The following is a 24,417-nucleotide window of genomic DNA, read 5'->3' as shown; positions in this document are numbered from 1 at the left end:
AAGCAATTAGAAAACGTCCAGCGACACTGGAGTGGCGAACGAACGCTTTTATGGGCCTGCCTGGTCTCGATGATTTTGCCGCCCGCGGCGCTCCACGAACGCCGGGATGTCGATCCCCAAGTGTCTGATTCCGCCTCCGGCTACGAAGACAGGGGTTGTGATTTAGCCGCCTGGCCGAGCCGGTCCGCCACGAGCTCAAGGGCTGAACTCAGCTCGGCATCCACCTCCGTCAGCCGCATCAGGTGACGTCGAGATTGCGCGGTCTCGTCCGGGCGTTCGACATACGAAGGGACAATTTGCTGGTCGAATTTCGATCTGTTCAATCGCGGTGGATCTCGACCGTTCGCCGTTGCGGTCAAGAGGCGAAGACAATGTTGTCTCAGGCGCAGGCACTTCTCGAATGCAAGCCGAACCACGAAAGATGGTTCGCTTTTTAAGATCGACCAGATCGTCACAAGTGACAGATACGTGTTCCTGGCTTGGCGGAACTCCCAAAATGCGTATTTCTGGGTAGCGTTGATTGCGCTTCGCGTTGCGTATTGGGGGAGTTGAGGGTTTGCCGCCAGTGAACGCCTGATAACCTCCAGAGCGCCTCGGCCCATTTGCAGGTGATTGGACGACATGTTGCCTGGATACTGCCTGTATCCAACCAGTCGTTCAGGGATGACTTCGATTTGATAGCGCGCGGCCAGCCTGAGTTCGAAATCGAGATCTTCACAGCCGCCAATTCCTGCTGCTGCATAGGAGCTGTCAAACCCGCCAATCTCGAGCGCGACATCCCGACGGACAAGCAGCGCGCTGCCATTGCCGACATATTTGAAAGTCAGATGCCGGGCGAAGATATATCCTCTGGCGACATCGGGCCGGCAGGAGCGAAGGATCTCGTCGTCGCTATTGATGATGTAATGCAGCACATAAACCGCAGCCCACTGTGGGTTTAAGCGATTGAGCGCATTCACCTGCTTTTCGATTTTCGTGTGGTGCCAGAGATCGTCCGCGTCAAGAAATGCCACAAACCGACCTGTTGCTTCGCGGATGCCGGTGTTCCTTGCTGCGGCGACGCCGCGGTTTGGCGTGGACAGCAGGCGGATCCGCGAATCTGCCAGCGCCACTTGCTCGACCACCCTTGCCGTATCATCGGTAGAGCCGTCATTGACGACTATGATCTCCAAGTTCCGGTAGGTCTGGCACCCGGCGGATCGAAGTGTGCGTTCGATATAACGGGAGGCATTGAAGGCCGGGATGACCACTGAAACCAACGGCTGGGTGAAATGACGAACGTCCCGCCCATCCTTGTCTGACCAGCAAAGCATTCCAGATCTTTCATTCGGTCGAACAGACGCTTTTCGTCTCAGATGACGGTGCGTGTTCCTAGATGCAGTTCGAAGCGCTGACTAAATCTCAACCCTCCACATTGGGAGCACCGCCGCTGCACGCATCGCAAAACGCAGGGCAACATCGGTTGCACCCTAACTTCGTTGTCGGCGACTCAAAATGGACTTTAGTCCGATGGACTTTGCAACGTGGCCGTCCAGTTGCGCTGGTCACTTATGGTCGAGTCTGTGTTCGACCTTCTTGCGGCTATTGCCGACCTCCTCGACGGTCCTCTTTACCGCGACAAACGACCCCCGTCGAGATAGCCCCGCAGCAAAACCGTTCCGGCACCTCTGCCGGCGATCACCGATCTTGAGGAGGTGGTCGACCTGCTTCTTGCACCACTCTTCCAGCCGCGAAAAGGCATACGACTGCTTGGCGCGTCGCTGTCTTCGCTCGAACGGCAGAGGTCTGACACGACGGGATGTCCTGCAACCAACCGCGACTTTTCTCGTTCTAGGCGGAAACAGCTAATCCTGGGAGGATGACGATGAGGCTGGTGCCATTCCACTACGCAGGTCCAAAAGACCCTCTCATCTTCATAAACCCTGAACATGTTGTTGCCGTCCGGCATTTCCCTAGCAGCACCCACATTTATGTTGCCGGTCTGCAGAAAGTCGGCGGACCGAGCTATTATCCGGTCAGAGAGACGCTTGATGAAGTCGTCAAGCTACTAACGGCTTGACCGGGCCGCCACCCGAGACCCGGGAGCGATTGGAGCATCCAGTAAAGTTCAAATTGGGGCCAGCCTTTCACCCTGACGCCCAGGAACGACATCGATCGCCCGAGCAGCGGCACTGAGCACCAGGGTGAACATCGATGCGTCGCGGGCGAACCGCGATGGATGCCGAGTGCCTGGAACTTCCGTGCCAAGTCGATGTTGTAATTGGCATGAGCAACACGGAACAAAAAGCCGCGAATAGCATGATCAAACTGGTGCTAACTATCTTCGTCATTGCGATCATTCTTGCCGTGGCGTATCTCACTTTTTTTACCCCAGGAGAAGTTGAGCCACGACCGTCGGCTTCGCCAACGGTGAGAGAGGGCGGCCAGTGACCGCGCAAGCAACTGCTTTCGGGATCGGGGTAGGTGTCGGTCTGGGGGCGGCATTCGGTGCAACGATGCTCGACAGCGTCCCAATTGGAATTGCGATCGGCATAGCGGTTGGCGCGGCGTGCGGTTGGGCGGCTTCTAAGCGAAAGAAATAATCGGAAGCATCTCTTCCATCGCGCGGAGTGCTGCTTGTCCGCGTGGACTGGCGTCGATCGCGCATTGGACGACCTGCTTGCCACCCACGGGCGGCTGGCTCCCCAAATTGACGCGCACGACCCGCAAAGTACAGGCCGCTGACCTCCGCTTGGGTGACGCGTCAACCAAGCGGAACAGCTTGCCGGGGGTGGTCTATCCCGGTTCCACAGAAGGAGCAGATCGGTCACGGCGAGCAGTTCGACTAGAGGCCGCCTTCGAGAACGTATGCACTCAACCGATGAGGACTCACCATGAATAAGAACGATGAAGTCCGCCAGGAGATCAGCAGGCTTGCCGAAGCGGCCGAAGCCGATCCGGAGACGACATTCGATCTAAAGACGCTGGCTAGCTTTGGGCGAACTTGGACGAGTTCAGCGTGGAGGATCTAGAGGACATCCTGCGCGACGCCTGGAGGACGCGCGGATTGCCATTCAACGACAATGCAGACGTCTAGCGGTCATCTCCGACCATACTTGGTCGTCCGTGAGGGCCCACGGACTGGTGTGTGTGTTCGACCACATCGAGTTTTCGATGAGGCGCCTCGAGACGTTCGACGTCGATGATATCAGCAGGGCGTATCTCGCCGCCGCTTTCCAGCACTACGGACATGACGCCAGCTTTTCTGACAAGGTTGACTTGTTCATCGCGGTCAAGGACGGCCCACATCAGCCCTTTTTCAAACTTGTCGATCTTACTGCACGGGTTTGCACGCTCAATACCAGGTCTGTCAGCACCAGAATGATCACATCGATTCCGGGCCCACAGGTTGTCCTCGAGGCCCTTGTCGCGAGCAGAGTTCCTGGCGCTCGAACTTGCTCGGTCGATCGCAAACGGGTGTCATATCCCGGTTGCTCGTCCGCCAGGTTTGACGTCGATGACCCTCCGTCCGAAGCGCGGTGTTGGCGCGTGGAACGAATAGCGGCATCGGGACGTTTGGTAGCGCGAATTAGAGGAGAGTATCATGGGAAGTACCGCAGACAAGATTAAGGGAAAGACGAACAAAGTCGCCGGCAAGGCCCGGCAGGCAGCGGGCAAAGTGGTCGACAATCATGAGGAGCAGGCCAAGGGCGCCGTTCAGGAAGCCAAAGGTCAGGCCCAGGTTGCCAAGGGCGACGCCAAGGATACCGTGAAGAGGGTTGTCGATAAGGCCTAGTGCCTTTCAGCATTTGAGTTTCCCCCTAAGCCCGCGCTGGTCGCGGGTTTTTTACGAAAGAGATTCCCATGAAGCTCCTAGCAATCGCCGAAGCAGCCGTCCTTATCGGTCTTCTGACAGAAAACGCGTCCGCGCAGGCGGTCGAGGACCCCGCTGTCAATGCCTGTAAGAATACCGGCCTGCTCGCCCTCCGTGAGCGTTCTCCGGATATCACCGATCTCGTCATGGACATGGAAAGCCTTGCCATCAGCAAAGCCGACACCAAGATCGAGGACGTGGCGATAAAGACGGTGATCCTCGGAGAAGCCTATATCGCCCGAAAGGAAAAGACCGGAAAGCCGGACAGGTTCGTATGCTTGCTCGGCGACAAAGGAAAAGTCCTGCTGACGTTTTTTACCGCACAGTAGCTTCGGCAACGGTATCCCGCTGGACGTATTGGCGCGTTGGGACTCGGAGTGCAAATACCGGGCTGGGCGCGCCAACGCCGCCCGGAGACTAACACCGCCGGAGAGTTAGTGCCTTCTAGCATAAGCTGCTAGCCGCACTTGAATGGTCTCCTACGGCGGCGTTGTCGTTTCCTGCCAGAACGTTGCGGACATCTATCCTGCATTGGAGCGACTGCATCTTCGCCCGCCCCTCATTGAACATGGCGGGCTGGTCTCAGAGGCCTTGGCCGGCCCCAAACATCTGACGGCGCGTTATGTGGGCGTCTGCCGCTCGATCCGCGACGCAGCCGCATCACGAATGCCCGGGCGCGACCATCATGCCCTGGAAATTTCCTCGATGATCGATCTTTCGGACTTCGACCCTGCGCATCGCGAGCGGGCGCGAGCGGGTCTCGGGATCGCGACAGATGAGGTTCTAATCGGTTGGGTCGGCCGGCTCGATCCCAAAATGAACGTCGAGGACTTTATTGAGGCCGCCGCGCTGGTTCACGCCACCACGGAAAGTGCACGGTTCGTCATTGTTGGCGGACCGGACGCCTTCCTGCCGGAATATGCTGTGCAGCTCAAAGACCTGGCCGCCCGGCACGGGCTCGGTGGTATTCTTCAGTTTCTCGGCGACCGGAACGATATCCCGTTCCTGCTTGCCGCATTCGATATATTCTTCTGGCTTTCATCCGGCGAAGGCATGCCGCACGTTGTCGCAGGGGCCGGCGCCGCCTCCCTCCCGGTGATTGCGGCGCCCGACAACGGTGTTATGCAGCAGATCGATGACGGGCTGTCCGGTGTCTTCGTGCCCTATCGCAGTCCAGGCGTCGTTGCGAAAAATATGATCGCGCTTATCGGGTCCCCTGCGCGCCGTGACGCACTCGGCACAGCACTGCAACGGAAGGTCGAGACAAACTACTCCGTCGAGGCAGTGCTGCCGCAGTGGGAGCGGCTTCTGGCGGATGTCCATCGAGAGCGAAAGGCTGCGCGTCCTACAGGTCTGTTCCAATCATTCCTGCAAGGCGGTTTCGAATGTTCGACCCATCGGCTCCGGCCAAAAAACGGTGAGACGCAGGGCCATCGCCTCGACTTGATTGCCGCGACTGGTCACGATCACCATGCCGAGACGGACTATCGCCAACTTCAAGGCTTTGAGATCAGCACCGTGCGCGATGGCTTCCGATGGCACCTGATTGAAAAATCCGGCCGATACGACTGGTCGAGCATTCGTCCGATGCTCCAGGCGGCCAAGGCGACAAAGACCCAGGTTGTCTGGGATCTCCTGCATTATGGCTGGCCCGACGATCTCGACATCTGGTCGCCTCGCTTCGTCGATCACTTCGCGCGGGTTGCACGTGCATGCGCCGAGTTGGTCCGGGAGCAGAGCGACGGCATTCCGTTTTATTGCCCTGTCAACGAGATCTCGTTTTTCTCATGGGGCGGTGGTGGCGTCGGCTATTTGAACCCGTTTGCCAATGGGCGTGGATTCGAACTCAAGGTGCAGATGGCACGCGCTGCTATCGCAGCGATGGATGCCATTATCTCGGTGGATGCCCGGGCCCGCTTCGTTCACTGCGAGCCGGTGATTAACGTCATCGCGGATCCTACGCGTCCCCACGATGGGCGCATTGCCGAAGGACATCGCCAATCGCAATTCCAGGCCTGGGACTTGATTGTGGGAGGATGTGGCCGCAGATCGGAGGCGGCGAACGCTATCTTGATATCCTCGGTGTGAATTATTATTCCAATAACCAGTGGATTCACGGCGGCCGGCCGATCGACATTGGTCATCCGCTTTATAAGCCCCTCAGCCGAATTCTGGCCGAGACGTTCGCCCGTTACGGCAAGCCCATCCTTATTGCCGAGACCGGCATCGAGGATGACCGGCGCCCGTCTTGGTTTGACTATGTTGCCGACCAGGCTCTGGAGTCGATGCGGTTGGGGGTGCCCTTGGAAGGCTTGTGCCTGTATCCGATCGTCAATCATCCTGGTTGGGATGACGATCGGCCTTGCGCAAACGGCCTCCTCTCCGCCGATGCCGCTCCGGGAGGACGGGCGCCATTTGGCCCCCTGGCCGCTGCGATACGCGGACGAGCAAAAGAGTTTGCAACCTTTGCGCCGCATCACATTGGCGGCGCCAAGCTAGCGGCACCTGAACGCGTCTAACGGCCGGCATTCAAGATCGAAGGCGCCAGGCCGCCATCATTCTGTGAACACGGGACTCCTCGACTGCTGCTCAAGAAAAGTTGTCGACGGGAACCCTTACCGCTTCGGGATGTTTGCCTCTCACAACCATCAAGGAGATCATGACGATGACCGACGACACGCGCCGCCCGACGCCGCCCTATCCTGCGCAACAACAGGAGCCGCCGGGCCAGACAGCGGCCATGCAGCCTGTGCCCGATCATGGTGAGAAATCCTACCGGGGAAATGGAAAGCTCGAAGGCAAGACTGCTCTTATTACGGGTGCGGATTCGGGAATTGGTAAAGCTGTGGCGATCGCCTTTGCTCGAGAGGGCGCCGATGTGGTCATCTCGTATTTAAGCGAGGACGAGGACGCCAACGACACCGCAAAATGGGTGAAGCAAGCAGGTCGCAAAGCTGTTGTCATCCCCGGCGACATCAAGTCGGAGGATCACTGCAAGATGCTCGTGCAGCGGACCGTCGATGAGTTGGGCGGTATCGACATTTTGGTAAATAATGCCGCCTTTCAGCGCACTTATGCCGACATCGCCGATATCGATGCCGAAGAATGGGACGAGACCTTTCGCACAAATATCTATGCTCCGTTCTTTCTCGCGAAGGCGGCAATCCCGCATATGGCGCGCGGCAGTGCCATCATCAACACCACGTCCATTCAGTCGCGCCAGCCGTCACCCCAGCTGCTAGCCTACGCCTCGACGAAAGGGGCTATTTCCAACTTTACGGCGGGACTTGCGGAGATGCTCGGCGAGCGAGGCATCCGTGTCAACGCGGTCGCACCCGGCCCGATCTGGACGCCGCTCATCCCCTCGACGATGCCCGCCGAAAAAGCTGCGAAGTTTGGAGCAAATACACTCATTGGGCGTGCTGGACAGCCTGCGGAGCTTGCCGGTGCCTACGTTCTTCTCGCGTCGGATCTCGGCAGCTACATGACCGGAGCAATCATCCCCGTGACCGGCGGGGAAATCATGATCTGATCGCAGTGGCCGACCATAAGAAAGGCGTCAACGATGACGGCCTTTCAAGACCGTCCGCCCGCTTAGGCCGCCCTCTTACCCTTGGCGTTTGCAGATGCCTGTGCAAGCTCGTCGACACCGGCTCCCACCTTTGCGCGCATGCGCGGGAGGTCATCGGCGCGTCTTTGGCCCCCGCGTGGGTCTCGGTCGGAGCGGCTACGAGGTCGAACCTACCCGCAGGTCCTCGCACCAGACAGGATGTGGCCACGAACCTGCGCTCGGTCGTGCGCTCGCGGTTCGTCATTCGGGCTATCGCATTTTTCTTCCCGGTTGTGTCGGGTGACTGGAGCATACCTCGAATCCGCCGGCCATGCGTCGACCTCGGGCCATTGCATTAGCGGATCTTCTCGGTGCCGCTGGGTGTCGTCACTATGGTCGGACCGCCGCCATTGCCTTGAGGCGTAGGATCGCGATCGGTAGCTTCGGGCGGCCGGCTGCCGCCGCCAGCCGGGTTGTTGTCGAACGTTCCGGCGCCGTGAGGCTGGGCGTTGATTTGATCGGGGGCCGTCGATGCCGTGGGTTTCGGATCGGTGTCGATGCTTTCTCCCCAGATCTCCGCCGCGCCCCAGGCAACCATCGCCAGCACGAGACCACCGACGAGCACCGCAAGCACAGGCTTGCCGTATCGCCCCTGTCTCGCGTCTGTCGTGTTCTCGGTCACCTGCTCGGGCTGGCGCTGCGACTGGTGGTTCGAATTCGTCATCATAAAAACTCCCTGGGGTGGACCGCACCAAACCGCCGCCCGATGCGGAAGTTCCAAAGTTTTTCGCCGAAGCGCAGCGCCGATTGCGGCTCGGCAAAAATCTCCGGCACATTTGCCGCGCGCTGAGGTTGCAGACGGCAATTCCTGTGATGGAGACCTCCATGAAATCGTTCTCGCCTCCCTTCTCGTCTGCTTGAATGGATTTTCCGCCACGGCAGCAGACGACGCTGCCAAGCAGCACGCCACCGACTTCGCGGCGAAGGCCGCCATGTCCAACATGTTCGAGATCGAGGCCGCGAAGATCGAGATCGCGAGCGGAAAGGCTGATGACGCCAAACAGTTCGCGCATGACATGATCAGGGATCACGGCGTTCTGAATGATGCCGCGAACAGGACGGCATCGAACTGCCCGCCGCTCTCGACGCCGAGTATACTGCGAAGCTGGCCGCCCTCCGGCAAAGCGACGCCGCCAATCTCGATCAGGCCTATCTTTCCACTCAAGTGACCGCGCACGAAGAAGCCGTGAACCTCTTCGACAGCTATTCAAAGCAGGGGCCGGACGGGCAACTCAAGCGGACGGCTGAAAGGATCCTGCCGGACCTTCGAATGCATTTGACGCGAATCCGCGGCCCGGCATCGAAATGACGGTCGAGATGATCCGGAAGCCGGTTTTTTCATCACTGTCGGGCCATTGTCATAATAATACAATTGCCGCGGCCATTGCGAAGGCGGAAACGAGGCCAAGCGCAGTCAGGCCGAGCTTGATGACTTCGGAGCCCTTCCGCATTTCTTCATTCCGGGATTCATATTTGGTGTCGAGTATAACCGCAACAAAACCCGCTCCCATCCAGCACATGAGCGTCAGCGTCCCGAAAAGCATCGCCCACTCAGTTCCATTCATCGTCATTCTCCTGGTTTCAAAGAGCCAACCTCACGGCTCTTCCAATGTTCCAGCCCTCTTTGGAAACGCCGGGAACATTCGCCGCTGCGGCATGTTGGTTGTCCAACCAGATCAAGGAGACGTACGATGGCAAACGATCGGGAAGAAGCAGTCCGGCAGTTGGCTCACGCTAAATGGGAAAGGGAAGGCAAGCCCGATGGACGGCATGAGCAGCACTGGCAGGAAGCCGAAGCGGAATCGCAGGCGGACAGTTCACGGCCTCAGTTAGCGCAGGCAGGCGAGGACGGCCATGTTCAAGGCGGGGGGTAAAACGGATCGGATGGGTGGCAAATCGCGTGGTTCCGGCCGGACCGGCTCAAACAAGCCAGTCGAATGATTGCGTCTAGTTTCATAACCCCGCCATGGCTGCTACCACACTCGCTTGTCTGCGGACAAATCATCTATATACCAGCCCGTCACAATGGGGCGGAGGAGCGAGGATTTGGAAAATTTGGCCATCGAGCTCTTTGCAGGAAAGCGCGTACTGATCGTCGAGGATGAATATTTTCTGGCGGATGAGACACGGCGGAAACTTGAGAAAGCAGGCGCAACAGTTATCGGTCCGGTCGCTGGTGTGACTGCCGCTCTGGATCTTGTCGAGAATGAGCAGATCGACGCAGCAATCCTGGATGTCCACCTGGAAGGCGATTTAGTATTTCCGGTCGCCGACGAGCTTGAGCGCCGCGATATCCCATTTGTCTTCGCCACAGCCTTCGACCCGTCGGTAATCCCGGCAAGGTTCACAGGCTTCGCGCTTTGCGAGAAGCCAACCGAATTGGGAAAGATCGCGGAAGCGTTGTTCGGCCAAAGGGCACGCGAATATCACTAGATCATTCGCAGTCGAGGGCCTTCGTCAGATGACAGCGAGCCCGGTTGACCCTGCTCTTGATTGTCCCAATCGGAACGCCGCACCGGTCTGCAGCGGCCTCATAGCTGACACCCTGAACAAATACCAGGACGATGGCGGTTCGATAGTTAGTGGGCAAGGCAGAAATCGCAACCTCTAGCTCGCGGCCGCGCAACTCCCAGATCTGCGAGGGCGGCGACGACGCCCAAGCGGCGGAATCTTCGTCCCCACCGACCTGTTCTCGTTTGGATATTTTGAATTTGGTGCAGAATGTATTGCGCATGATCGTGAACAGCCAGGAGCGCAACTGAGTGCCGCGCTGATATTTCCCGGAATGCGCGATCGCTTTGGCAAGCGTTTCCTGAACAAGATCATCCATGTCGCTCGTCGAATGGTTGAAGCGTTTGGCGAAAGATCTGAGAGCCGGCATATTTTCAAGCAGTTCGGCGTCCGTAAAACCTTGACGATTATCAGTGGGCATTGGGGTTCTCCTCTGGTGAGTGAACTTCGCCTTGCCTGTTCCGTTCCACTCGGATCGCGGATTCTTATAGCCGCGCCCGCGCTCGCCGACGACGGAATCCGAGCCCCGAATTCGCGCAGTTCCAGCGCACTGTTAGCCATGCCGCAAGCAACACAAGAACAAAGGAATAGCAGCATGACCAACGAAGCCCACAGGCCGACGGTCCGGGGAACCACCGGTCTGGAACCGCCATTCAAGGTTTTGGCGAGCAACGTGGGATTGCTCCCACCTGAGTAGAGAGCCCTCGCTGGGAACCCCGGCGCGCGCCTAAAAATGACTTTAGCTGGTCATCGTCGGCGTGGTGTCGAGCGGTCGAAAAGAAATCTGCGTTTTTTTGTGCCCCAGGAACAATAGCCGACGGCGAAGGTTCGTTGGCATCACTCGAAGGGAACTAGCAATGCGCGTCGTACAGATGAAGATCCACCGCCTACTCCATTATATGGGGGCCTTCTAACCTAAACGCGTTCCGGTTGGCATTGCCGTCATCATTCTCGCTCCGATCTGGATCGACTTCCGGACCGGGACGCAATCGAGATCTATGTCATCGGTGTACTTGCGTCGGTTCTCTCAACCACCACCAAATCCGCGCTGAGGATAGCGCATTGTCCGTTTGAGGAGATAGAAGATGAAAGCTCTATGCTGGCACGGCAAGGGGGACATTCGTTGTGACAGCGTCCCCGACCCCAAGATCGAGGATGGGCGGGATGTGATCGTAAAGGTGACTGCCTGCGCAATCTGCGGTTCGGACCTCCACCTTATGGATGGTTATATTCCCTTTATGGAAAAGGGCGACATTCTAGGTCATGAATTTATGGGCGAAGTCGTGGATGTCGGACGCGCCAATAAGAAACTTAAAGTCGGCGATCGCGTCGTAGTTCCATTTACAATTTGCTGTGGCGAATGCCCGCAGTGCCTCAGAGGCAATTGGTCGGTTTGCGAGCGGACCAACCGTAATGCTGATAACGCAATAAAAGCTTTCGGCTATCAGACGGCCGGCCTTTTTGGTTACTCTCATCTGACAGGCGCGTTTGCGGGGGGGCAGGCGGAATACGTCAGAGTTCCATATGCCGACGTTTCTCCCATCGTGATACCAAACGGCATCCCGGACGAGCAGGCTCTCTTCCTCGGCGATATTTTTCCGACGGGATGGATGGCGGCTGCCAATTGCGAAATAGAGCCGACCGATATAGTCGCTGTGTGGGGATGCGGCCCGGTCGGCCAGTTCTGCATCAAGAGCGCATTTATGCAGGGCGCCGCACGCGTGATCGCAATCGATAATGTGCAAGAAAGGCTGGCGCTGGCACAGCTCGCGGGAGCGGAGATCATCAATTTCGATGAGATCGACGGCACAATACCCGACCGCATTAAGGACATTACCCATGGTCACGGCGCCGACAAGTGTATCGACGCGGTTGGCGCGGAGTCTCATGCGACGGCGTCGTTCGATGCGGTGATCGATAAGGTCAAAGCCGCTACTTTGCTGGGGACCGACAGGCCCCATGCCCTCAGAACTGCGATCATGGCGTGCCGGCCAGGTGGCATTGTTTCAGTACCTGGCGTCTATGGCGGCTTTCTTGACAAGATCCCATTCGGCGCCGCCATGAACAAGGGCCTGACGATCCGTACGGGACAGACGCACGTGAACCGATACTCGCTGGACCTCTTGCGCCGCATCGAGGAAGGCGAGATCGACCCTAGCTTCGTGATCACACATCGCGCGACACTGGAAGACGGTCCCGAACTTTACGAGACGTTCCGGGACAAGAAGGACAATTGCATCAAAGTTGTGCTGACTCCCTAATTAGAAATGCACGAACGGTAAACGCGCTCCGCCGGACGCGAGCGCGTAAACGGTAATGACGCGGCTTCCCTCGTACCAAGCGATGTATGCGGTGCGCCGCGTCGTGCTATCCTGCCTTGAGGGGACCTAAGCCAGAGGCCTCACCCATGCCGTTTTGGTGGCCAGCCGTTGGCGCAGCACGTCCCTTTCCGTAACCATGATAGTTTCCCTGAAGTTCTTTGCCGTAACACAATCCACCTTCAGTCGGCTTGGGCAGCCCGGAACTTGCGCACTCGTGCATGCGATCCGCAGGTCTTGTCCGAGCACCACCGCCTGTGACCGCCACGAGACTGGTCCAGGAAAAGCCAGCCGCAATTTCGACCTTGGCACGCGCGCACAAGACGGCGTCCGTCTCGCGACGTCAGCAGTTCGGCAGCTGACTGAGCGACACGGCTTCTGATTGCATTCAAGTCCTTGGCATCCGCAGGACGCCACGCGATATTGCCCGCAACTAGGCCCAGTGATTGTTGCGACTGCGCACGTCGGGCCATGTCGGCGACAAAATCGAGATCTTCCTGGCTGACCGGGCTTTCATCAAACTCGGACAGGAAGAGCCGGTAGAGGACCTCCCGCAAGGCCTTTGCTTGTTCAAGTTCTTTTTCAGCGTCAGCAGCCGATTTGCCAGCCTTGACGAGCAAGGTGTCGCGTTCCTCGTCATCGATCACATCGAGACGACAGGCCCAGGCCACGAGGTCATCGTAGCTATTCAGGAAATCCCGGCCCCAACGTTCACCGCGACTATCGACCGTGTTGACGAAGTCGAGTGCCGGATGACCGCCAAGAAGGCTGATGTCGTAGATCGTCTTTTGCGTATTCATGACTTGAATATCGTTCTGCGGAACGATTTGAACAAGAGCGGGTTGTAACGAGATAAATAACTTTTACTCGTTACAATGATCGGAGCCCTCATGCTCACCTGCGTCAACAAAAATCAGCTGCGCTTTCTGATGCTGTGCATGATCTGGGGGAGCACCTGGATCGGAACGAAGGCGGGCATCGAGGCCGTTCCGCCTCTCCTGTTTGCCGGCACCCGTTTCACCGCGGCCGGTATTTTGCTTCTTCTATATACGCTGGCCAAAGGCGAGACTGCTAGCTTCAAGGTGCAAGACGGCTTTCGCTTTCTCGTCGTCAGCATCCTGATGATTACGCTCTGCTACGGCCCGCTGTTCTGGGGCATGCAATACATCGATTCCGGGACTGCCGCCGTTCTGGAAATGTCGCTCACCCCCATCGCACTCCTCGTGTTCGCTCTCCTGCTCAACGAAGAGACGTTGGATGGCCGTCGCATCCTTGCGATCGCTCTGGGGGTCTGTGGACTGGTCGTCCTGTTCTGGCCGGCCTCCGCCTATGTAAGTCTGCCCGCTGCTGAAGCCTTCCCAGGCGCGAGCCTATGGGGCGGATTGGCGGTTGCATCAGCGGCCTTCACCTATGGCTACGGCTCGGTGCTGGCCCGTCCACTTCTGCGAACCTATCCGGCCTTGTTCGTTTCAGGTGTGACGACCTTGGTCGGAGGCATCGTGCTGCTGATTGCAGCCCTGGCTTTCGAACCGGGGGCAGTTTCCGCCCTATCCGGCGACTGGGGCACAGTCGCCTGGCTCGGCTGGTTCTTCCTTGTGATCTTCGGCTCGCTGATCGGCTACACGACCTTCATGCGCCTGCTGCGAGATATCGGCGCATCTCGCGCAGGCAGCTATGCCTTCGTGTCACCGGTGATCGCTGTCGCCCTTGGCGCCGCTGTCTTCGCCGAGCAGATCACCGTAATGGATGTGATTGGCATCATCGTGATGCTGAGTGGCGCCTACCTCGCCATGTCAGGAGCGCCAGCAACCGAAGCAGCCGCTCTTGAAAGTGTACCCGACTGGAAACGGCCTCACGAAGATCTAGACAACGACCCCGAACGCCAAATTCGCGCGTTCATCGAAGAGGGTCGGCAATACCGTGAGCCTGCAACCGGGCCTGCCCTGAGCGACTGCGGTGAGGCTGAAAATCGCTCGGGGAGGCGTTAACATCCACTATTATGCGGCCGCACCTCCCCTCTCTCCGTAGCCCTCCAAGGCTCGCCGCTGAGTCTCCCCCAATCGGAAAGCGCGATACCAAGCCTTCAGTCGCGATGCGGTCAACGACCGATGGATCGGAGCTGCTTGAAATCGTCAGGGATGTGACATCATGCGGTTTTGAGAAAGCTATGTGCATAACGTGACGCGGAAGCCGACATGGCTCTCTACCGTCATGGAGTAGGAGGTAGGTTCTGGCGCAATCCGCTAAGCCATCTCATTCGCCAGGACGCGGTCAAGACAATCGCATGAATTGGCGGCGGCGGGTATCATTGATGTCATGCTACCGCCGCCTCTTATTCTTTTGGAGGCCTGCCTGCTTACTGAGCGCACGCCTGACCCTGTGGTGTCGCGTCGCTCAAACCACCCTGGGTCTGGACCGAGCCCGAAGCAGTGGAGCTTGCAGGATCACTACCGCCGCTGCAACCTCCTGGCATGGTCGAGCCCATTGGTCTATTCGACGTGCTGCCGGTTGAGCTTGGATCAGATGTCATCGGCTGCTCATCGGCACCGGCGGCATTGGGTTCCATCGTCGTTCCAGCTCCGGTGCTGGACTGGGCAAAAGCGCTTGTGGCCATCCCAGCCGCAAGCAGCGACACGCAGATGAGCTTGATATTCATTTTTCATTTCCTTCGTAGGTTACGTTGCGACTCCCTAACATCACGATCGCTCTTCTGTTCCGGATTATCCGACGCCGAAGGAGATGATAGGTTCGCCAAGGAAGACATATGGTGCGCGCCCCTCCACAAGCAATCTCTTCGCGGGTTTTCTCCCCCTGCGGAAGTCGGCGGCTTTTGCCCCCAATAAGAACGGCAAAAATGGCCGCCAACCGGACGTGCGTGAACCACGTTGTGGATGATGGAGCGCCGCTCGTTACTCTGAGGGCCGGTAGGATAATCCCACGCACGGGACCGCGTCCGTAACGCCAAGGGCTGCCGGGGTCGAAGGCAGCAACATCGCTTAAAAGTCGGGGAACAAAGCCGGCCACTCAAGGTTCGTGGGTGCGGCAACCGCCGCTCGTTCAGTCATGGGAGGCTTCAGTGTCAAACGAATTCACAGAAATGGATGGCAGGCCAAGGCCGTCATCCGAGACATCATTGCAATCTGGGGATGCAGTATCATCACCGCAACCTTCCTCGTCACTTGCGGGATTGAAGGAGAAGTTGGCTGATGACGTGACCGCCGCCAAAGACACCATAAAAGAAGGAGCGGATACCGCAGTCGAGAAGGTCAAAGAGGTGGTTTCCGATCAAACGAACTTCGCTGCCCGCCAGGTTGGCGGCGTGGCAACGGCGCTTGAGAAAGTAGGCGCTGAACTGGAAGCATCCGACCAACCGGAGGTCGGACGCTATGCCAAGCAGATCGGACGAAGCGTCCAAGGCTTCGCCACGCAGATGAAAGACAAAGACATCGGCGAAATCGCGGCCATGGCTGAGGAATTCGGCCGCAAGCAGCCGCTAGCGTTTCTTGGCATTGCAGCACTTGCGGGATTGAGCGCGAGCAGATTTTTGACTGCTTCCGCCAAGCGACCGCCAACACAAGCAACAAGGCGGACACCCCCGGCTACGCCCAGGGCGTCATCTGCGACGGGAGGCTACACCAATGGCTAAATCTCCTGACAGTGTTCCCCTTTCAGAGCTGATTGGCGGTCTCGTTGCCGATGTCACGGGCCTGTTACGCAAGGAAATAGATCTCGCGAAGACGGAGGTGTCCGAAAAATTCTCGCAAGCGCTCAACGGCGTAGAAGTGGTTATTTTCGGGCTTGTCCTTGCGGTGGGCGCTGTGGGCGTCCTGCTGAGCGCCCTGGTTGCAGGGGTTGCGGCCTTCCTGGTCACTCAGGGTTTGACCGAAACAAGCGCCGGTGCGCTCGCCTCCCTTATCGTAGGCGTGGTCATCGCTCTCATCGCGTGGGCGATGGTCTCTCGAGGCCTCACTGCACTTCGTAAAAGCAACATGAAACTGGATCGAACCGCGACCTCGCTTCGCCGCGACGTCGACGTTGTGAAGGAAAAAATCTGATGGAAACTTCAACCGAAAAAACATCCGCCGACCTTCAGAGAGAGATTGATCAGGATCGCCAGCGCATCGGAGATCGCATCGACGCTATTCAAGAACGGATGTCGCCAGGCCAGTTGGTCGATGAGGTCCTTGCCTACGCAAAGGGCAGCGGCGGGGGAGAGTATGTTAGCAACCTCGGCCAAGCGCTGAAGGCAAATCCACTGCCCGTCGCATTGATGGGTGTGAGCCTTGCGTGGCTCATGGCCAAGGGTACCCCGGCAAGCACGGCTGCCAGCCATCAGCCCGAACCTGAATATCCGCTATATCCGGCGAACGGCGCGGTCCGCCGTCTTGGCCCACCCGAGACTGAGAACGGATCGCGCTACAGTCACTTCGCAGACAGCTCTGGCAAGAGGCTTAAGGCGCTGACCGATGAAACCGGAGATCGTGCGGGTCACTTCGTCGATGAAGCAGGTAAGTCTTATCGCGGGTTTGCGGATGCCACCGGCAAACACGTCGATCAGATCACCGACGAGACGGGTGCAATGTTCGACGCGGCAACTGGCTGGGCAGCGGAGAGATGGGAGCAGGCAAAAAGCGCCGCAAGCGGGATGAGTGCGCGTGCGTCCGCGGCCGCGAGCTCGCTGTCTACCCAATCGTCTTCAGCGGCGACAAGTCTCCAAGAGCAAACCAGCAAGCTCAACAAGATAATCCTCACGCAGTTCCGCGATCAGCCGTTGGTGGGGGGCGCTCTGGCTTTCGCCGTCGGAGCGGCTATCGGCGCAGCGTTGCCGCACACCGACACTGAAGACGAGTTGCTCGGCGAGGCTTCCGATGCCACCACAGACAAGCTCAGCGCTCAGGCGCTGGACGTTGTTGACCAAGGCAAAGAGGTGGCAACGGAGGTCTACGAAAAGGCAGCTTCGATCGCCTCAGATGCCCACGATGCCGTCAAGGATCGTGTCGTCACTGAGGTCGATGGATTCAAGGCGGGTACGCAGGGTAGTGATCGCCAATCGAATTGACAGCCGCGACGGCGCGAATCGCTGAGTCACATCCTTTAATCGCGCATGCGTCCGGTAAGCGAATCGACGCTTGCGGAAACGTGAGCGATGGCGCCGCCATGAGCGCCGGCGGTGACGCGGCCTCGAATATCGTGCAACCCGGTGCGGCAGTTACTCGAGCATGCCCTCGGTCCATTCCGGCGCAAAGCCGATGCCAAGGCCGGCCGAGACCAGCGTTGCCGGTCAGGTCGTATTCCTCGAACTTTTCGTTGAAGTACCGCTCGGTGTAGGAGAGGTCCTTGCGATTGACGGCGATGATCTTTTCCGAGCGCAGGTCGTCGATGGCGATTTCCGCCTGCTCCGGCAGCCGGTTGGTACGGGCGACGCCAACAGATATCGCTCATGGGCGATCGAGGAGAGCGCAAGGAGCCGATGTCTTCCACCGGCCTGATGAAGCCGAGATTGATCTGGCCGCTTTCCAGGCCGCGGATGATTTCGCCGGTATTGCCGTGTGCGGTATGGATGCGGATATCTGGGTACTTTCGGGCGATCTTTGCCAGAAACGCTGGCAGCACACCGGTGGTCGTCGATCCTGATCTGCCTTATGCGGCAAAAAGCCGGAAACCGGGATCGACAGCCCCCGGCGCGCCGGTCCGCTCCTTGAACCAGCGATCGCCGCAGTGCCGCTTTGGGGCCAGATGTGAACGCCTTGTAGGATTCGAACTGGCGATCCGGTCATTCACGTGCAGCGCTACGCCCCAAATACGTCCGAGACGACATCGCCTCTTATACCCGAAGGCACTTAGCAGCCCAGCGAAGACCACAGAAACTAGAGGGTGCTCGTCCGCTATGGCGATCTTTCTGAGGTGGCAACCGCTTACACGCAAGCGCGGAGCATCACGCTAGAAGGTAGTCCTCGCGAAGTCAGTCGAGACCGAGGTGCTTCAGCAATCAGCAAGAATAGCACAGTCAGATTGGAGCTATCGTATGGCATCTTCTGTGGCCAGCGCGACCGAAAGCAAATGCTCGTCGCCATTCGGCAAGCCGGAAAGCAGCAGACCGACAGGCATGCCGGCATCGCCCACGCCACAGGGGATCGAGACACTGCAGCCGTCGAGGAAGTTGCCGATCAGCGTGTTGCGCAACGTCTTGGCATTGGTTTTCACGAAAAGCTCGTCGTTGATCAAAAGCGGTGCGGTCAGGGGCGCGACATGCGGCAAGGTCGGCGACACGACCAGTTCGCCCGGTCCGATGCTTGACGCAAATTCCGCCATCAGATGCTCACGGGTGGCCAATGTCTCGATATAGCCTGTCGTAGTGATCTTCTCGCCCAGCCGCGTGCGAGCAACCACGCGAGGGTCCATTCCCTCGGCCTCCGGTCCAGCCAAACGCTCCCGGTGCAGCACGAAGGCTTCCGCCGTCACCAGCGGGCCGTATTTCGCCATCAGCTCAAAGATTGCGGCATAGGCCGGAAACGCCTGCCGCCGAATTTTTGCCCCGGACTTTTCCAGCAGCTTCAAGGCCGCCTCGAAGGCCGACACCACGCCCGCTTCCGCATCATCGAAAACGATGGTTTCGGGAACGACGAGTGAAAGACCCTCGACCGAGCTACGGCGAACATCGGGTGCGCCGAGGCCGCGCATCGCCGCATCGATCCACACCGCATCCTGCACGGTATGGCAGAGCGGCCCGAGCGAATCGAGGCTTTTCGACAGCGGGAAAACACCTCGCATGAAATAGCGGCCGCGGGTTGCCTTGTAGCCGACGATGCCGTTGAAGGCTGCCGGGATGCGAACCGATCCGCCCGTGTCCGTCCCGATCGAAACCGGGACCAGTCCGGATGCCACCGCAACGCCGGAGCCGGACGAAGAACCGCCGGGCAACCGTGCACCATCGGTCGAGGCCGGGTTCTGCGGCGTTCCGTAGTGAGGATTTATGCCGAGCCCTGAAAAGGCAAACTCGCTCATATTGACACGGCCGATGCTGACCATGCCGGCCCCGGCAAGCGCCGCAACGACATCGGCGTCCCGAGTTGCGGGTACCGATGTCTTGAGCACGGTGGAGCCGGCCGTTGTTGCAAGCCCCTCGATATCGAAAAGATCCTTCCAGGCAACCGGAATGCCGTCGAGCAGGCCAAGCGAACGACCATCCCTGATGCGCTTGGACGAAGCTGCGGCTTCAGCCCTCGCCCGCTGTTCCAGCAGGTTGACGAAGATCGACTGGTCCTTGCAGCTGTTAATGGCGACAAATGTTTCCTCAGCGAGCGCCACCGGATCAAGCGCGCCGTTCTGGATCAGCACGGAAAGCTGGGCGACTGTTTTTCCACCGTGAGACGGCATCATGCATTCCCCTTCTACCGCCCGACAAGCTGCATCCACCGGCGGACGAGATAATTGTGTTCATCCATCGTCGTGTTCCAAACGGCGATGCAGTTTGCCCTTTGCCAGTATGACCCGCCGGCCCTTATGCTGCCCTTGCGAATTCGCACCGATCCATCCGGGCCGGGAAGATCGGTGGCGGCGGGGAGCCCCCCGTACCAGTAATCCCACTCTGCCGGCATCATGAACTGCCGGGAACGTTGCGGCGTCGAGATGTAATAACCCTGACGCGCGACGACGGCACCGGGCCAGCCTGATATCCACCAGTTCAGATATTCGTAGGCGACATCGAGCATCCGGCCACTCAGATCTTTTGACAGGCACAGACCGCCATGCCAGGCTCGGTAGCCCTCGACGGGGACCGCCTGCTCGACGGGAATGCCCTGCCCATTCAGAATGTTAATCCCCGTCGACCACATGCTCTGTACATCGGTTTCAGCATCGACCATCAACCGAGCGGCATCCTCTGCCGTTCGCCAGAACTCCCGGAAGAAACCGTCCTTCTTGCGTGCTTCCAGTAGATCGATCAGCCGGTCGATTTCGGCCACCGTCATATTGCCGATATTGTTGAACGACATCAGTCCTGCCGCCTGCGCGGCCAGCGCAGCATCGAAAATGCCGATGGCCGGCTCATCGACCAAGGAGACGCGGCCCGCCCATTTCTCGTTCAGCAGCGACGCCCAGGAATTCATCTCGACGGTATGCTTCACCACGTCAGTACGGTAGGCGAAACTGTCGAAATTGTGCGTCGTCGGCAACATCGAAATGCGCGGCGATGGCGTATCGCCAAGCGCGAGGTTCGGCTGTACGAACAGCTTCTTGGCCGGTACATCGCCCTGTCCCAGCCGCGCGTTAGGCCCGATATGCCCGGTCTTGGTGAGATCGTTGATCTCGGACCACAGCTTGATCCGGCTGGTATCGATCGGCTGCACGGCGCGCCAGTACCAGACGATATCCAGATTGTGGAAACACTGGTCGTAAATGTCGTAGCTTCCAGGCTCCTGCGCCGCCTTGTGCTGCGTCGTCAGGAAGTCGTTGTTATCGAAGGTGACGTCGATGCCGAGATCCTGCTCGGCCTGCAGACGTAGTTCCTCCAGCAGGGAGATTGCCGTGCCGAGCACGCGCAGCTTCGGCCGGCCCTGAAGATGAAGCGCAGGCGTGGCAGGTGGTTGCGGGTTTGGATGATGCTTGTTCATCAAGAGGTCTGGACGTCCTGTCGTGCTGACGGTGCTCCCCCCGCCAGGGAGGGCTCCGGTCCTGCGAGGGTGAAGGCCTCGAAGGACCGTTTCAGCAGACTGGCATCGAGTCCGTCAACAATAAAGACGATATGCGAGCGGCGATCGTCCGAGGGCCAGGCAGCCATATGCGTGGGCGGGTGAACAAGATGCTGCACGCCATGGATGGCCACGGGCCGGGCCTCGCCCTCAAGATTGAGGATGCCCTTCACCCGCAACACCCGTTCGCCGTGCCGGTGGAGTAACATGGTCAGCCAGACGCCGAACGCAGTCCAGTCTATGGCCCCCTCGACGCTCATGACGAAGGAGGTGACGGCCGCCTGATGGGTGCCGCCGTCGGCCGTCTCCAGCATGGCCGGTGTTTCGCAATAAAAGCCGCTCGGCGATTGAGCGATGCTGCCACGTGTGGCAACAGCCTCGTCAAACAGCCCCGCGACATCCAGCTCCTTATCCGCCGTTGATAGCAGAGCGGCATCGGGGTTGATCCGCCGCAGCCGCTCCCGAAGAAGGTCCAGACCGTCTTCATCGGCAATGTCCGTCTTCGTCAACACCAGCCGGTCGGCGATCGCCGCTTGCCGGTTGGATTCGATATAGGTATCGAGCTGGCGCATGCCGTTCACGGCATCGACCGTCGCGATGACGTTGCCCAGCCGGAAGTGATGCCGCAACACCGGGTCGGCCTTCAACGTCGACAGCACGGGAAAGGGATCGGCAAGGCCGGTGCTTTCGATCACCACGCGCTTGAAATTCGGAATGAGCCCACGCTCGCGCCTGGAATGCAGGTCGCGCAGCGCATCGGCCAGTTCACCGCGAACGGTGCAGCAGAGGCATCCCGATTGCAGCAACACCATCGTCTCGTCGATCCGCTCAAGCAGATAATGATCGAGGCCGACTTCGCCGAACTCGTTGATGAGCACGGCCGTCTCTGCCAGCGCCGGGTCGGTCAGCAGCCGCTTCAGCAGCGTCGTCTTGCCCGAGCCGAGAAAGCCGGTGAGCAGGTTGACAGGAGTAAAGGCCGGGCTATTCGCCATCGCGCGCCGCCTCCATCCGCCCGATGATATCGATATTCAGGGGATCGCAGATCCGGCCTGAAAGCCGCTCGGCAGCCGGCCAGAGATGGCCGAGATCTTCGATGATCTCGCTTTTGCCGGTACGCGTCGACAACACAAAGGACGCCCCCTGCCAGTCCGACAGCGTCATGCCGAAACCCGCCAGCACCCGGTTTGCCACCCGCACCCGGTTGGCACGCTCGCGCCGCCGGTCGATCCGCTCGACATTGCGCGTGAAAACGCCGGGCCGCGCCACCGCATCGGCCCAGTGTTCATTTCCTCCGAGAACCCCGCACAGCGAGCACATAGTATTTCCTTGAATATGTGAAAGGAGCCGACATCGCCCGCTCCTCGTCTTGCCGTTTACTTCTTGCGCGGAAAGCGCTTGGCGAAATCGTCGGCGATCTCGTTCATGGTAACGAACTTGACGCCCGGATGCTTGCTCATATGCGCAAAAAGCCGCTCCAGCATCATCAGCACCTGCGGACGGCCGGCGACATCCGGATGGATGGTGATCGGGAAGACGGCATAATCCATTTCGCGATAGACCCAGTCGAACTGGTCGCGCCACATCTGCTCGATATCGTGCGGATTGACGAAACCGTGGCTGTTCGGTGCCTTCTTGATGAACATCATCGGCGGCAAGTCGTCGAGATACCAGGAAGCGGGAATTTCGATCAGGTCGGTTTCCTGGCCGCGCTTCAGCGGGACCATCCAGTCGGACGGCTTCTTCGAATAGTCGATCTTGGTCCAGCTGTCGCCGACACGCACGTAGTAGGGCGTGAAGTCGTTGTGCATCAGCGAGTGGTCGTACTTGATGCCGCGCTCAAGAAGCAATTCATTGGTGACGTTGGAAAACTCCCACCACGGCGCGACATAGCCGGTCGGCCGCTTGCCGGAAAGCTTGGTGACGAGATCGATGCACTTGTCGAAAATTTCGGTTTCCTGCTCGCGGGTCATCGCGATCGGGTTTTCATGGGTATAGCCATGAATGCCGATCTCGTGGCCGGCATCAGCCACCGCCTGCATCTGCTCCGGAAAGGTCTCGATCGAGTGACCGGGGATGAACCAGGTCGTCTTGATACCGAAACGCTCGAACAGCTTCAGCAGGCGTGGGCTGCCCACCTCGCCGGCAAAAAGCCCGCGCGAAATATCGTCCGGCGAATCCTCGCCGCCATACGATCCGAGCCAGCCTGCAACGGCATCAACGTCAACGCCGAAGCTGCAAAAGATTTCCTTCGCCATGGGTTATGTCTCCTTGTGGTTTCTTATCAGAAAGTGTTTCAGTGGACCGGAATGACGGTGGCTTCCGCCGGGTTCCAGGATAGAAGAACGCCGGAGCCGACCGGAAAGGCCTCGGGCTGATATTTGTCGATGTGCGCCTCGAGCGCGACGGAGCGCCCGTCCGGCAGACTGGCCGTCAGGTGCGAGACGTGGCCGACCACGTCGAACCGCTCGATCCGCGCATCGACGACATTGCCGCCGATCTTGCCGACAAGACGCTCGCGCAACTGTGCATCGGCCGCATGTACTTCGATCGCCTCGGCGGGAATGACCAGATTGACCTTGGTCTTGCCGGGCACTGTGCCATTGGCGCGCCCCGACAGCATGCCGACAGGCGTAGACACGGCGGTGTTTTCCCCGTCGGCGCCCTGCACCTCGCCCTGAAAGATTGTGTTGCGGCCGATGAACTGAGCCACGAACGGCGTGTTCGGCCTTGTATAGAGCTGATGCGGCGGGCTGATCTGCTCGATGCGGCCCTGATTCATGACGACGATGCGGTCGGACAGCGCCAGTGCTTCCGACTGCGCGTGAGTGACGAAGATGAAGGTGATGCCCAGTGTCTTCTGTAGCAATTTCAATTCGTTCTGGATCGCCTTGCGCAGATTGGCGTCGAGCGCGCCGAGCGGCTCATCGAGCAACAGTATATCCGGCTCCACGACGAGGCCGCGTGCAAGCGCGATGCGCTGGCGCTGGCCACCCGACAACTTGTCCGGCTTGCGATCGGCGATATCCTCCAGGCCGAGTGTCGCAAGGATGCGATCGACCTTGGCATCACGCTCCGCCCTTGCCAGGCCCTTGACCTCCAGACCGTAGCCGACATTGCGGCGCACGGTCATGTGCGGAAACAACGCATAACTCTGGAAGATCATCGAGGTCGGCCGCCCCTGCGGCGACACGTCGTTCATCCGCACGCCCTTGATCATCATGTCGCCGGAGGAAATCCCCTCGAAGCCGGCGATCATACGTAGCGTCGTCGTCTTGCCGCAGCCGGACGGTCCGAGAAACGCGATAAACTCGCCCTTGGTGACCGAAAGGTTGAAGTCGATGACGGCCGGTGTGCCGTTGTCGTAGACCTTGCCAACATTTCTGAGTTCGAGGTCGTAGATCATGGGTGTCGCTCCGGACGGTCTGGGATACGTCT

The 24,417-nt window shown here is 59.1% G+C and carries 23 protein-coding genes and 5 pseudogenes; 15 read left to right on the top strand and 13 right to left on the bottom strand.

Translation table 11 applies throughout. The annotated features are described in order from the left end of the window. Nucleotides 1-140: 140 nt before the first annotated feature. Nucleotides 141-1,313 (bottom strand): glycosyltransferase family A protein, encoded by a 1,173-nt coding sequence (locus G9X67_RS05915; protein WP_138390810.1) that lies wholly within the window; start codon nt 1,311-1,313, stop codon nt 141-143. Between the two features lie 318 nt (nt 1,314-1,631). Between G9X67_RS05915 and G9X67_RS34870 the strand changes: the two are divergent. From G9X67_RS34870 to G9X67_RS05885, 7 genes and pseudogenes are all read left to right on the top strand, one after another. Continuing rightward, a pseudogene (locus G9X67_RS34870) lies at nt 1,632-1,862 on the top strand (hypothetical protein); the annotation flags it as partial. Between the two features lie 352 nt (nt 1,863-2,214). After that, nucleotides 2,215-2,430, top strand: a complete 216-nt coding sequence (locus tag G9X67_RS05910) for a hypothetical protein (RefSeq protein WP_138390808.1) — start codon at nt 2,215-2,217, stop codon at nt 2,428-2,430. A 443-nt stretch (nt 2,431-2,873) separates the two neighbouring features. After that, nucleotides 2,874-3,076: pseudogene (locus tag G9X67_RS05905) on the top strand (hypothetical protein). A 507-nt stretch (nt 3,077-3,583) separates the two neighbouring features. Continuing rightward, on the top strand, nt 3,584-3,775 hold the full coding sequence (locus G9X67_RS05900; protein WP_171598362.1) for a CsbD family protein: 192 nt from the start codon (nt 3,584-3,586) through the stop codon (nt 3,773-3,775). A gap of 68 nt (nt 3,776-3,843) precedes the next feature. Then, nucleotides 3,844-4,182, top strand: coding sequence for a hypothetical protein (locus G9X67_RS05895; RefSeq protein ID WP_138390806.1), 339 nt, complete (start codon nt 3,844-3,846; stop codon nt 4,180-4,182). 160 nt (nt 4,183-4,342) lie between these two features. Then, nucleotides 4,343-6,372: pseudogene (locus tag G9X67_RS05890) on the top strand (glycosyltransferase family 4 protein); the annotation flags it as partial. Nucleotides 6,373-6,518: 146 nt separating this feature from the next. After that, nucleotides 6,519-7,385, top strand: coding sequence for an SDR family oxidoreductase (locus G9X67_RS05885; RefSeq protein WP_281412504.1), 867 nt, complete (start codon nt 6,519-6,521; stop codon nt 7,383-7,385). A 373-nt stretch (nt 7,386-7,758) separates the two neighbouring features. Here G9X67_RS05885 and G9X67_RS05880 read toward each other — a convergent pair whose 3' ends face one another. Next, complete coding sequence (locus tag G9X67_RS05880) at nt 7,759-8,127, bottom strand: hypothetical protein (protein WP_171598360.1); 369 nt, start codon at nt 8,125-8,127, stop codon at nt 7,759-7,761. A 268-nt stretch (nt 8,128-8,395) separates the two neighbouring features. Here G9X67_RS05880 and G9X67_RS05875 point away from each other — a divergent pair. Continuing rightward, nucleotides 8,396-8,772 (top strand): annotated as a pseudogene (locus tag G9X67_RS05875) (DUF4142 domain-containing protein). Nucleotides 8,773-8,821: 49 nt separating this feature from the next. On the opposite strand, the gene G9X67_RS05870 reads toward G9X67_RS05875, so the two are convergent. Next, a complete protein-coding gene (locus tag G9X67_RS05870; RefSeq protein WP_210258796.1) occupies nt 8,822-9,034 on the bottom strand; it encodes a hypothetical protein in 213 nt (70 codons plus the stop codon). 120 nt (nt 9,035-9,154) lie between these two features. Here G9X67_RS05870 and G9X67_RS05865 point away from each other — a divergent pair, with 120 nt between their 5' ends. Together G9X67_RS05865 and G9X67_RS05860 are read left to right on the top strand one after the other, a co-directional pair. After that, a complete protein-coding gene (locus G9X67_RS05865; RefSeq protein WP_138390803.1) occupies nt 9,155-9,337 on the top strand; it encodes a DUF2934 domain-containing protein in 183 nt (60 codons plus the stop codon). Between the two features lie 151 nt (nt 9,338-9,488). After that, nucleotides 9,489-9,896 (top strand): response regulator, encoded by a 408-nt coding sequence (locus G9X67_RS05860; RefSeq protein WP_138390826.1) that lies wholly within the window; start codon nt 9,489-9,491, stop codon nt 9,894-9,896. Between the two features lies 1 nt (nt 9,897). On the opposite strand, the gene G9X67_RS05855 is transcribed toward G9X67_RS05860, so the two are convergent. Next, the gene (locus G9X67_RS05855) at nt 9,898-10,395 is read right to left on the bottom strand and encodes a sigma-70 family RNA polymerase sigma factor (RefSeq protein WP_171598359.1); all 498 of its coding nucleotides are present in this window, start codon (nt 10,393-10,395) and stop codon (nt 9,898-9,900) included. A gap of 664 nt (nt 10,396-11,059) precedes the next feature. Between G9X67_RS05855 and G9X67_RS05850 the strand changes: the two genes are divergently transcribed. Beyond that, complete coding sequence (locus G9X67_RS05850; RefSeq protein ID WP_138390801.1) at nt 11,060-12,235, top strand: zinc-dependent alcohol dehydrogenase; 1,176 nt, start codon at nt 11,060-11,062, stop codon at nt 12,233-12,235. 239 nt (nt 12,236-12,474) lie between these two features. Here G9X67_RS05850 and G9X67_RS05845 read toward each other — a convergent pair whose 3' ends face one another. Further along, entirely contained in the window at nt 12,475-13,092 is a 618-nt protein-coding gene (locus G9X67_RS05845) for an ABATE domain-containing protein (RefSeq protein WP_138390800.1), read from the bottom strand. Nucleotides 13,093-13,182: 90 nt separating this feature from the next. Between G9X67_RS05845 and G9X67_RS05840 the strand changes: the two genes are divergently transcribed. Continuing rightward, complete coding sequence (locus tag G9X67_RS05840) at nt 13,183-14,280, top strand: EamA family transporter (protein WP_246413240.1); 1,098 nt, start codon at nt 13,183-13,185, stop codon at nt 14,278-14,280. Between the two features lie 368 nt (nt 14,281-14,648). Here G9X67_RS05840 and G9X67_RS05835 read toward each other — a convergent pair whose 3' ends face one another. Further along, the gene (locus G9X67_RS05835) at nt 14,649-14,948 is read right to left on the bottom strand and encodes a hypothetical protein (protein ID WP_171598358.1); all 300 of its coding nucleotides are present in this window, start codon (nt 14,946-14,948) and stop codon (nt 14,649-14,651) included. Nucleotides 14,949-15,368: 420 nt separating this feature from the next. Between G9X67_RS05835 and G9X67_RS05830 the strand changes: the two genes are divergently transcribed. Genes G9X67_RS05830 through G9X67_RS05820 form a run of 3 tightly spaced genes read left to right on the top strand, consistent with a single transcriptional unit; the run spans nt 15,369 to nt 17,351 of the window. Further along, complete coding sequence (locus G9X67_RS05830) at nt 15,369-15,938, top strand: nutrient deprivation-induced protein (protein WP_138390798.1); 570 nt, start codon at nt 15,369-15,371, stop codon at nt 15,936-15,938. Then, a complete protein-coding gene (locus tag G9X67_RS05825) occupies nt 15,931-16,347 on the top strand; it encodes a phage holin family protein (protein ID WP_138390797.1) in 417 nt (138 codons plus the stop codon). Before G9X67_RS05830 ends, G9X67_RS05825 begins: the two co-directional genes overlap by 8 nt. Then, entirely contained in the window at nt 16,347-17,351 is a 1,005-nt protein-coding gene (locus tag G9X67_RS05820) for a DUF3618 domain-containing protein (protein WP_138390796.1), read from the top strand. The genes G9X67_RS05825 and G9X67_RS05820 overlap by 1 nt, the downstream gene beginning before the upstream one ends. 162 nt (nt 17,352-17,513) lie before the next feature. On the opposite strand, the pseudogene G9X67_RS05815 reads toward G9X67_RS05820, so the two are convergent. From G9X67_RS05815 to G9X67_RS05785, 7 genes and pseudogenes are all read right to left on the bottom strand, one after another. After that, nucleotides 17,514-17,914, bottom strand: a pseudogene (locus G9X67_RS05815) (LysR substrate-binding domain-containing protein); the annotation flags it as partial. A gap of 396 nt (nt 17,915-18,310) precedes the next feature. Continuing rightward, the gene (locus G9X67_RS05810) at nt 18,311-19,672 is read right to left on the bottom strand and encodes an amidase (protein ID WP_171598357.1); all 1,362 of its coding nucleotides are present in this window, start codon (nt 19,670-19,672) and stop codon (nt 18,311-18,313) included. 11 nt (nt 19,673-19,683) lie between these two features. Beyond that, nucleotides 19,684-20,904: an extracellular solute-binding protein gene (locus tag G9X67_RS05805; protein WP_171598356.1), complete on the bottom strand. Its 1,221-nt coding sequence runs from the start codon at nt 20,902-20,904 to the stop codon at nt 19,684-19,686. Further along, complete coding sequence (locus G9X67_RS05800; protein WP_138390793.1) at nt 20,904-21,974, bottom strand: GTP-binding protein; 1,071 nt, start codon at nt 21,972-21,974, stop codon at nt 20,904-20,906. The genes G9X67_RS05805 and G9X67_RS05800 overlap by 1 nt, the downstream gene beginning before the upstream one ends. Next, nucleotides 21,964-22,299: a hypothetical protein gene (locus G9X67_RS05795; protein WP_138390792.1), complete on the bottom strand. Its 336-nt coding sequence runs from the start codon at nt 22,297-22,299 to the stop codon at nt 21,964-21,966. Before G9X67_RS05795 ends, G9X67_RS05800 begins: the two co-directional genes overlap by 11 nt. A 56-nt stretch (nt 22,300-22,355) precedes the next feature. After that, entirely contained in the window at nt 22,356-23,237 is an 882-nt protein-coding gene (locus G9X67_RS05790) for a polysaccharide deacetylase (RefSeq protein WP_171598355.1), read from the bottom strand. Between the two features lie 38 nt (nt 23,238-23,275). Continuing rightward, the gene (locus tag G9X67_RS05785) at nt 23,276-24,385 is read right to left on the bottom strand and encodes an ABC transporter ATP-binding protein (RefSeq protein ID WP_138390791.1); all 1,110 of its coding nucleotides are present in this window, start codon (nt 24,383-24,385) and stop codon (nt 23,276-23,278) included. Nucleotides 24,386-24,417: the final 32 nt, after the last annotated feature.

The sequence above is a fragment of the Rhizobium sp. WYCCWR 11152 genome, assembly GCF_013087615.1.
GTDB classification, from domain to species: domain Bacteria; phylum Pseudomonadota; class Alphaproteobacteria; order Rhizobiales; family Rhizobiaceae; genus Rhizobium; species Rhizobium indicum.
Note: the sequence above shows the minus strand (reverse complement) of the source record. Positions and strands in the feature narration are given on the sequence as shown.

Bases quoted from the DNA above. Each gene is read 5' to 3' on its own strand.
- G9X67_RS05820 (WP_138390796.1), top strand. From the start codon at position 16,347: ATGGAAACTTCAACCGAAAAAACATCCGCCGACCTTCAGAGAGAGATT.
- G9X67_RS05885 (WP_281412504.1), top strand. From the start codon at position 6,519: ATGACCGACGACACGCGCCGCCCGACGCCGCCCTATCCTGCGCAACAA.
- G9X67_RS05805 (WP_171598356.1), bottom strand. From the start codon at position 20,904: ATGAACAAGCATCATCCAAACCCGCAACCACCTGCCACGCCTGCGCTT.
- G9X67_RS05915 (WP_138390810.1), bottom strand. From the start codon at position 1,313: ATGCTTTGCTGGTCAGACAAGGATGGGCGGGACGTTCGTCATTTCACC.
- G9X67_RS05860 (WP_138390826.1), top strand. From the start codon at position 9,489: ATGGGGCGGAGGAGCGAGGATTTGGAAAATTTGGCCATCGAGCTCTTT.
- G9X67_RS05865 (WP_138390803.1), top strand. From the start codon at position 9,155: ATGGCAAACGATCGGGAAGAAGCAGTCCGGCAGTTGGCTCACGCTAAA.
- G9X67_RS05850 (WP_138390801.1), top strand. From the start codon at position 11,060: ATGAAAGCTCTATGCTGGCACGGCAAGGGGGACATTCGTTGTGACAGC.
- G9X67_RS05900 (WP_171598362.1), top strand. From the start codon at position 3,584: ATGGGAAGTACCGCAGACAAGATTAAGGGAAAGACGAACAAAGTCGCC.
- G9X67_RS05845 (WP_138390800.1), bottom strand. From the start codon at position 13,092: ATGAATACGCAAAAGACGATCTACGACATCAGCCTTCTTGGCGGTCAT.
- G9X67_RS05910 (WP_138390808.1), top strand. From the start codon at position 2,215: ATGGATGCCGAGTGCCTGGAACTTCCGTGCCAAGTCGATGTTGTAATT.
- G9X67_RS05800 (WP_138390793.1), bottom strand. From the start codon at position 21,974: ATGGCGAATAGCCCGGCCTTTACTCCTGTCAACCTGCTCACCGGCTTT.
- G9X67_RS05785 (WP_138390791.1), bottom strand. From the start codon at position 24,385: ATGATCTACGACCTCGAACTCAGAAATGTTGGCAAGGTCTACGACAAC.
- G9X67_RS05835 (WP_171598358.1), bottom strand. From the start codon at position 14,948: ATGAATATCAAGCTCATCTGCGTGTCGCTGCTTGCGGCTGGGATGGCC.
- G9X67_RS05810 (WP_171598357.1), bottom strand. From the start codon at position 19,672: ATGATGCCGTCTCACGGTGGAAAAACAGTCGCCCAGCTTTCCGTGCTG.
- G9X67_RS05825 (WP_138390797.1), top strand. From the start codon at position 15,931: ATGGCTAAATCTCCTGACAGTGTTCCCCTTTCAGAGCTGATTGGCGGT.
- G9X67_RS05840 (WP_246413240.1), top strand. From the start codon at position 13,183: ATGCTCACCTGCGTCAACAAAAATCAGCTGCGCTTTCTGATGCTGTGC.
- G9X67_RS05895 (WP_138390806.1), top strand. From the start codon at position 3,844: ATGAAGCTCCTAGCAATCGCCGAAGCAGCCGTCCTTATCGGTCTTCTG.
- G9X67_RS05790 (WP_171598355.1), bottom strand. From the start codon at position 23,237: ATGGCGAAGGAAATCTTTTGCAGCTTCGGCGTTGACGTTGATGCCGTT.
- G9X67_RS05795 (WP_138390792.1), bottom strand. From the start codon at position 22,299: ATGTGCTCGCTGTGCGGGGTTCTCGGAGGAAATGAACACTGGGCCGAT.
- G9X67_RS05855 (WP_171598359.1), bottom strand. From the start codon at position 10,395: ATGCCCACTGATAATCGTCAAGGTTTTACGGACGCCGAACTGCTTGAA.
- G9X67_RS05870 (WP_210258796.1), bottom strand. From the start codon at position 9,034: ATGACGATGAATGGAACTGAGTGGGCGATGCTTTTCGGGACGCTGACG.
- G9X67_RS05880 (WP_171598360.1), bottom strand. From the start codon at position 8,127: ATGACGAATTCGAACCACCAGTCGCAGCGCCAGCCCGAGCAGGTGACC.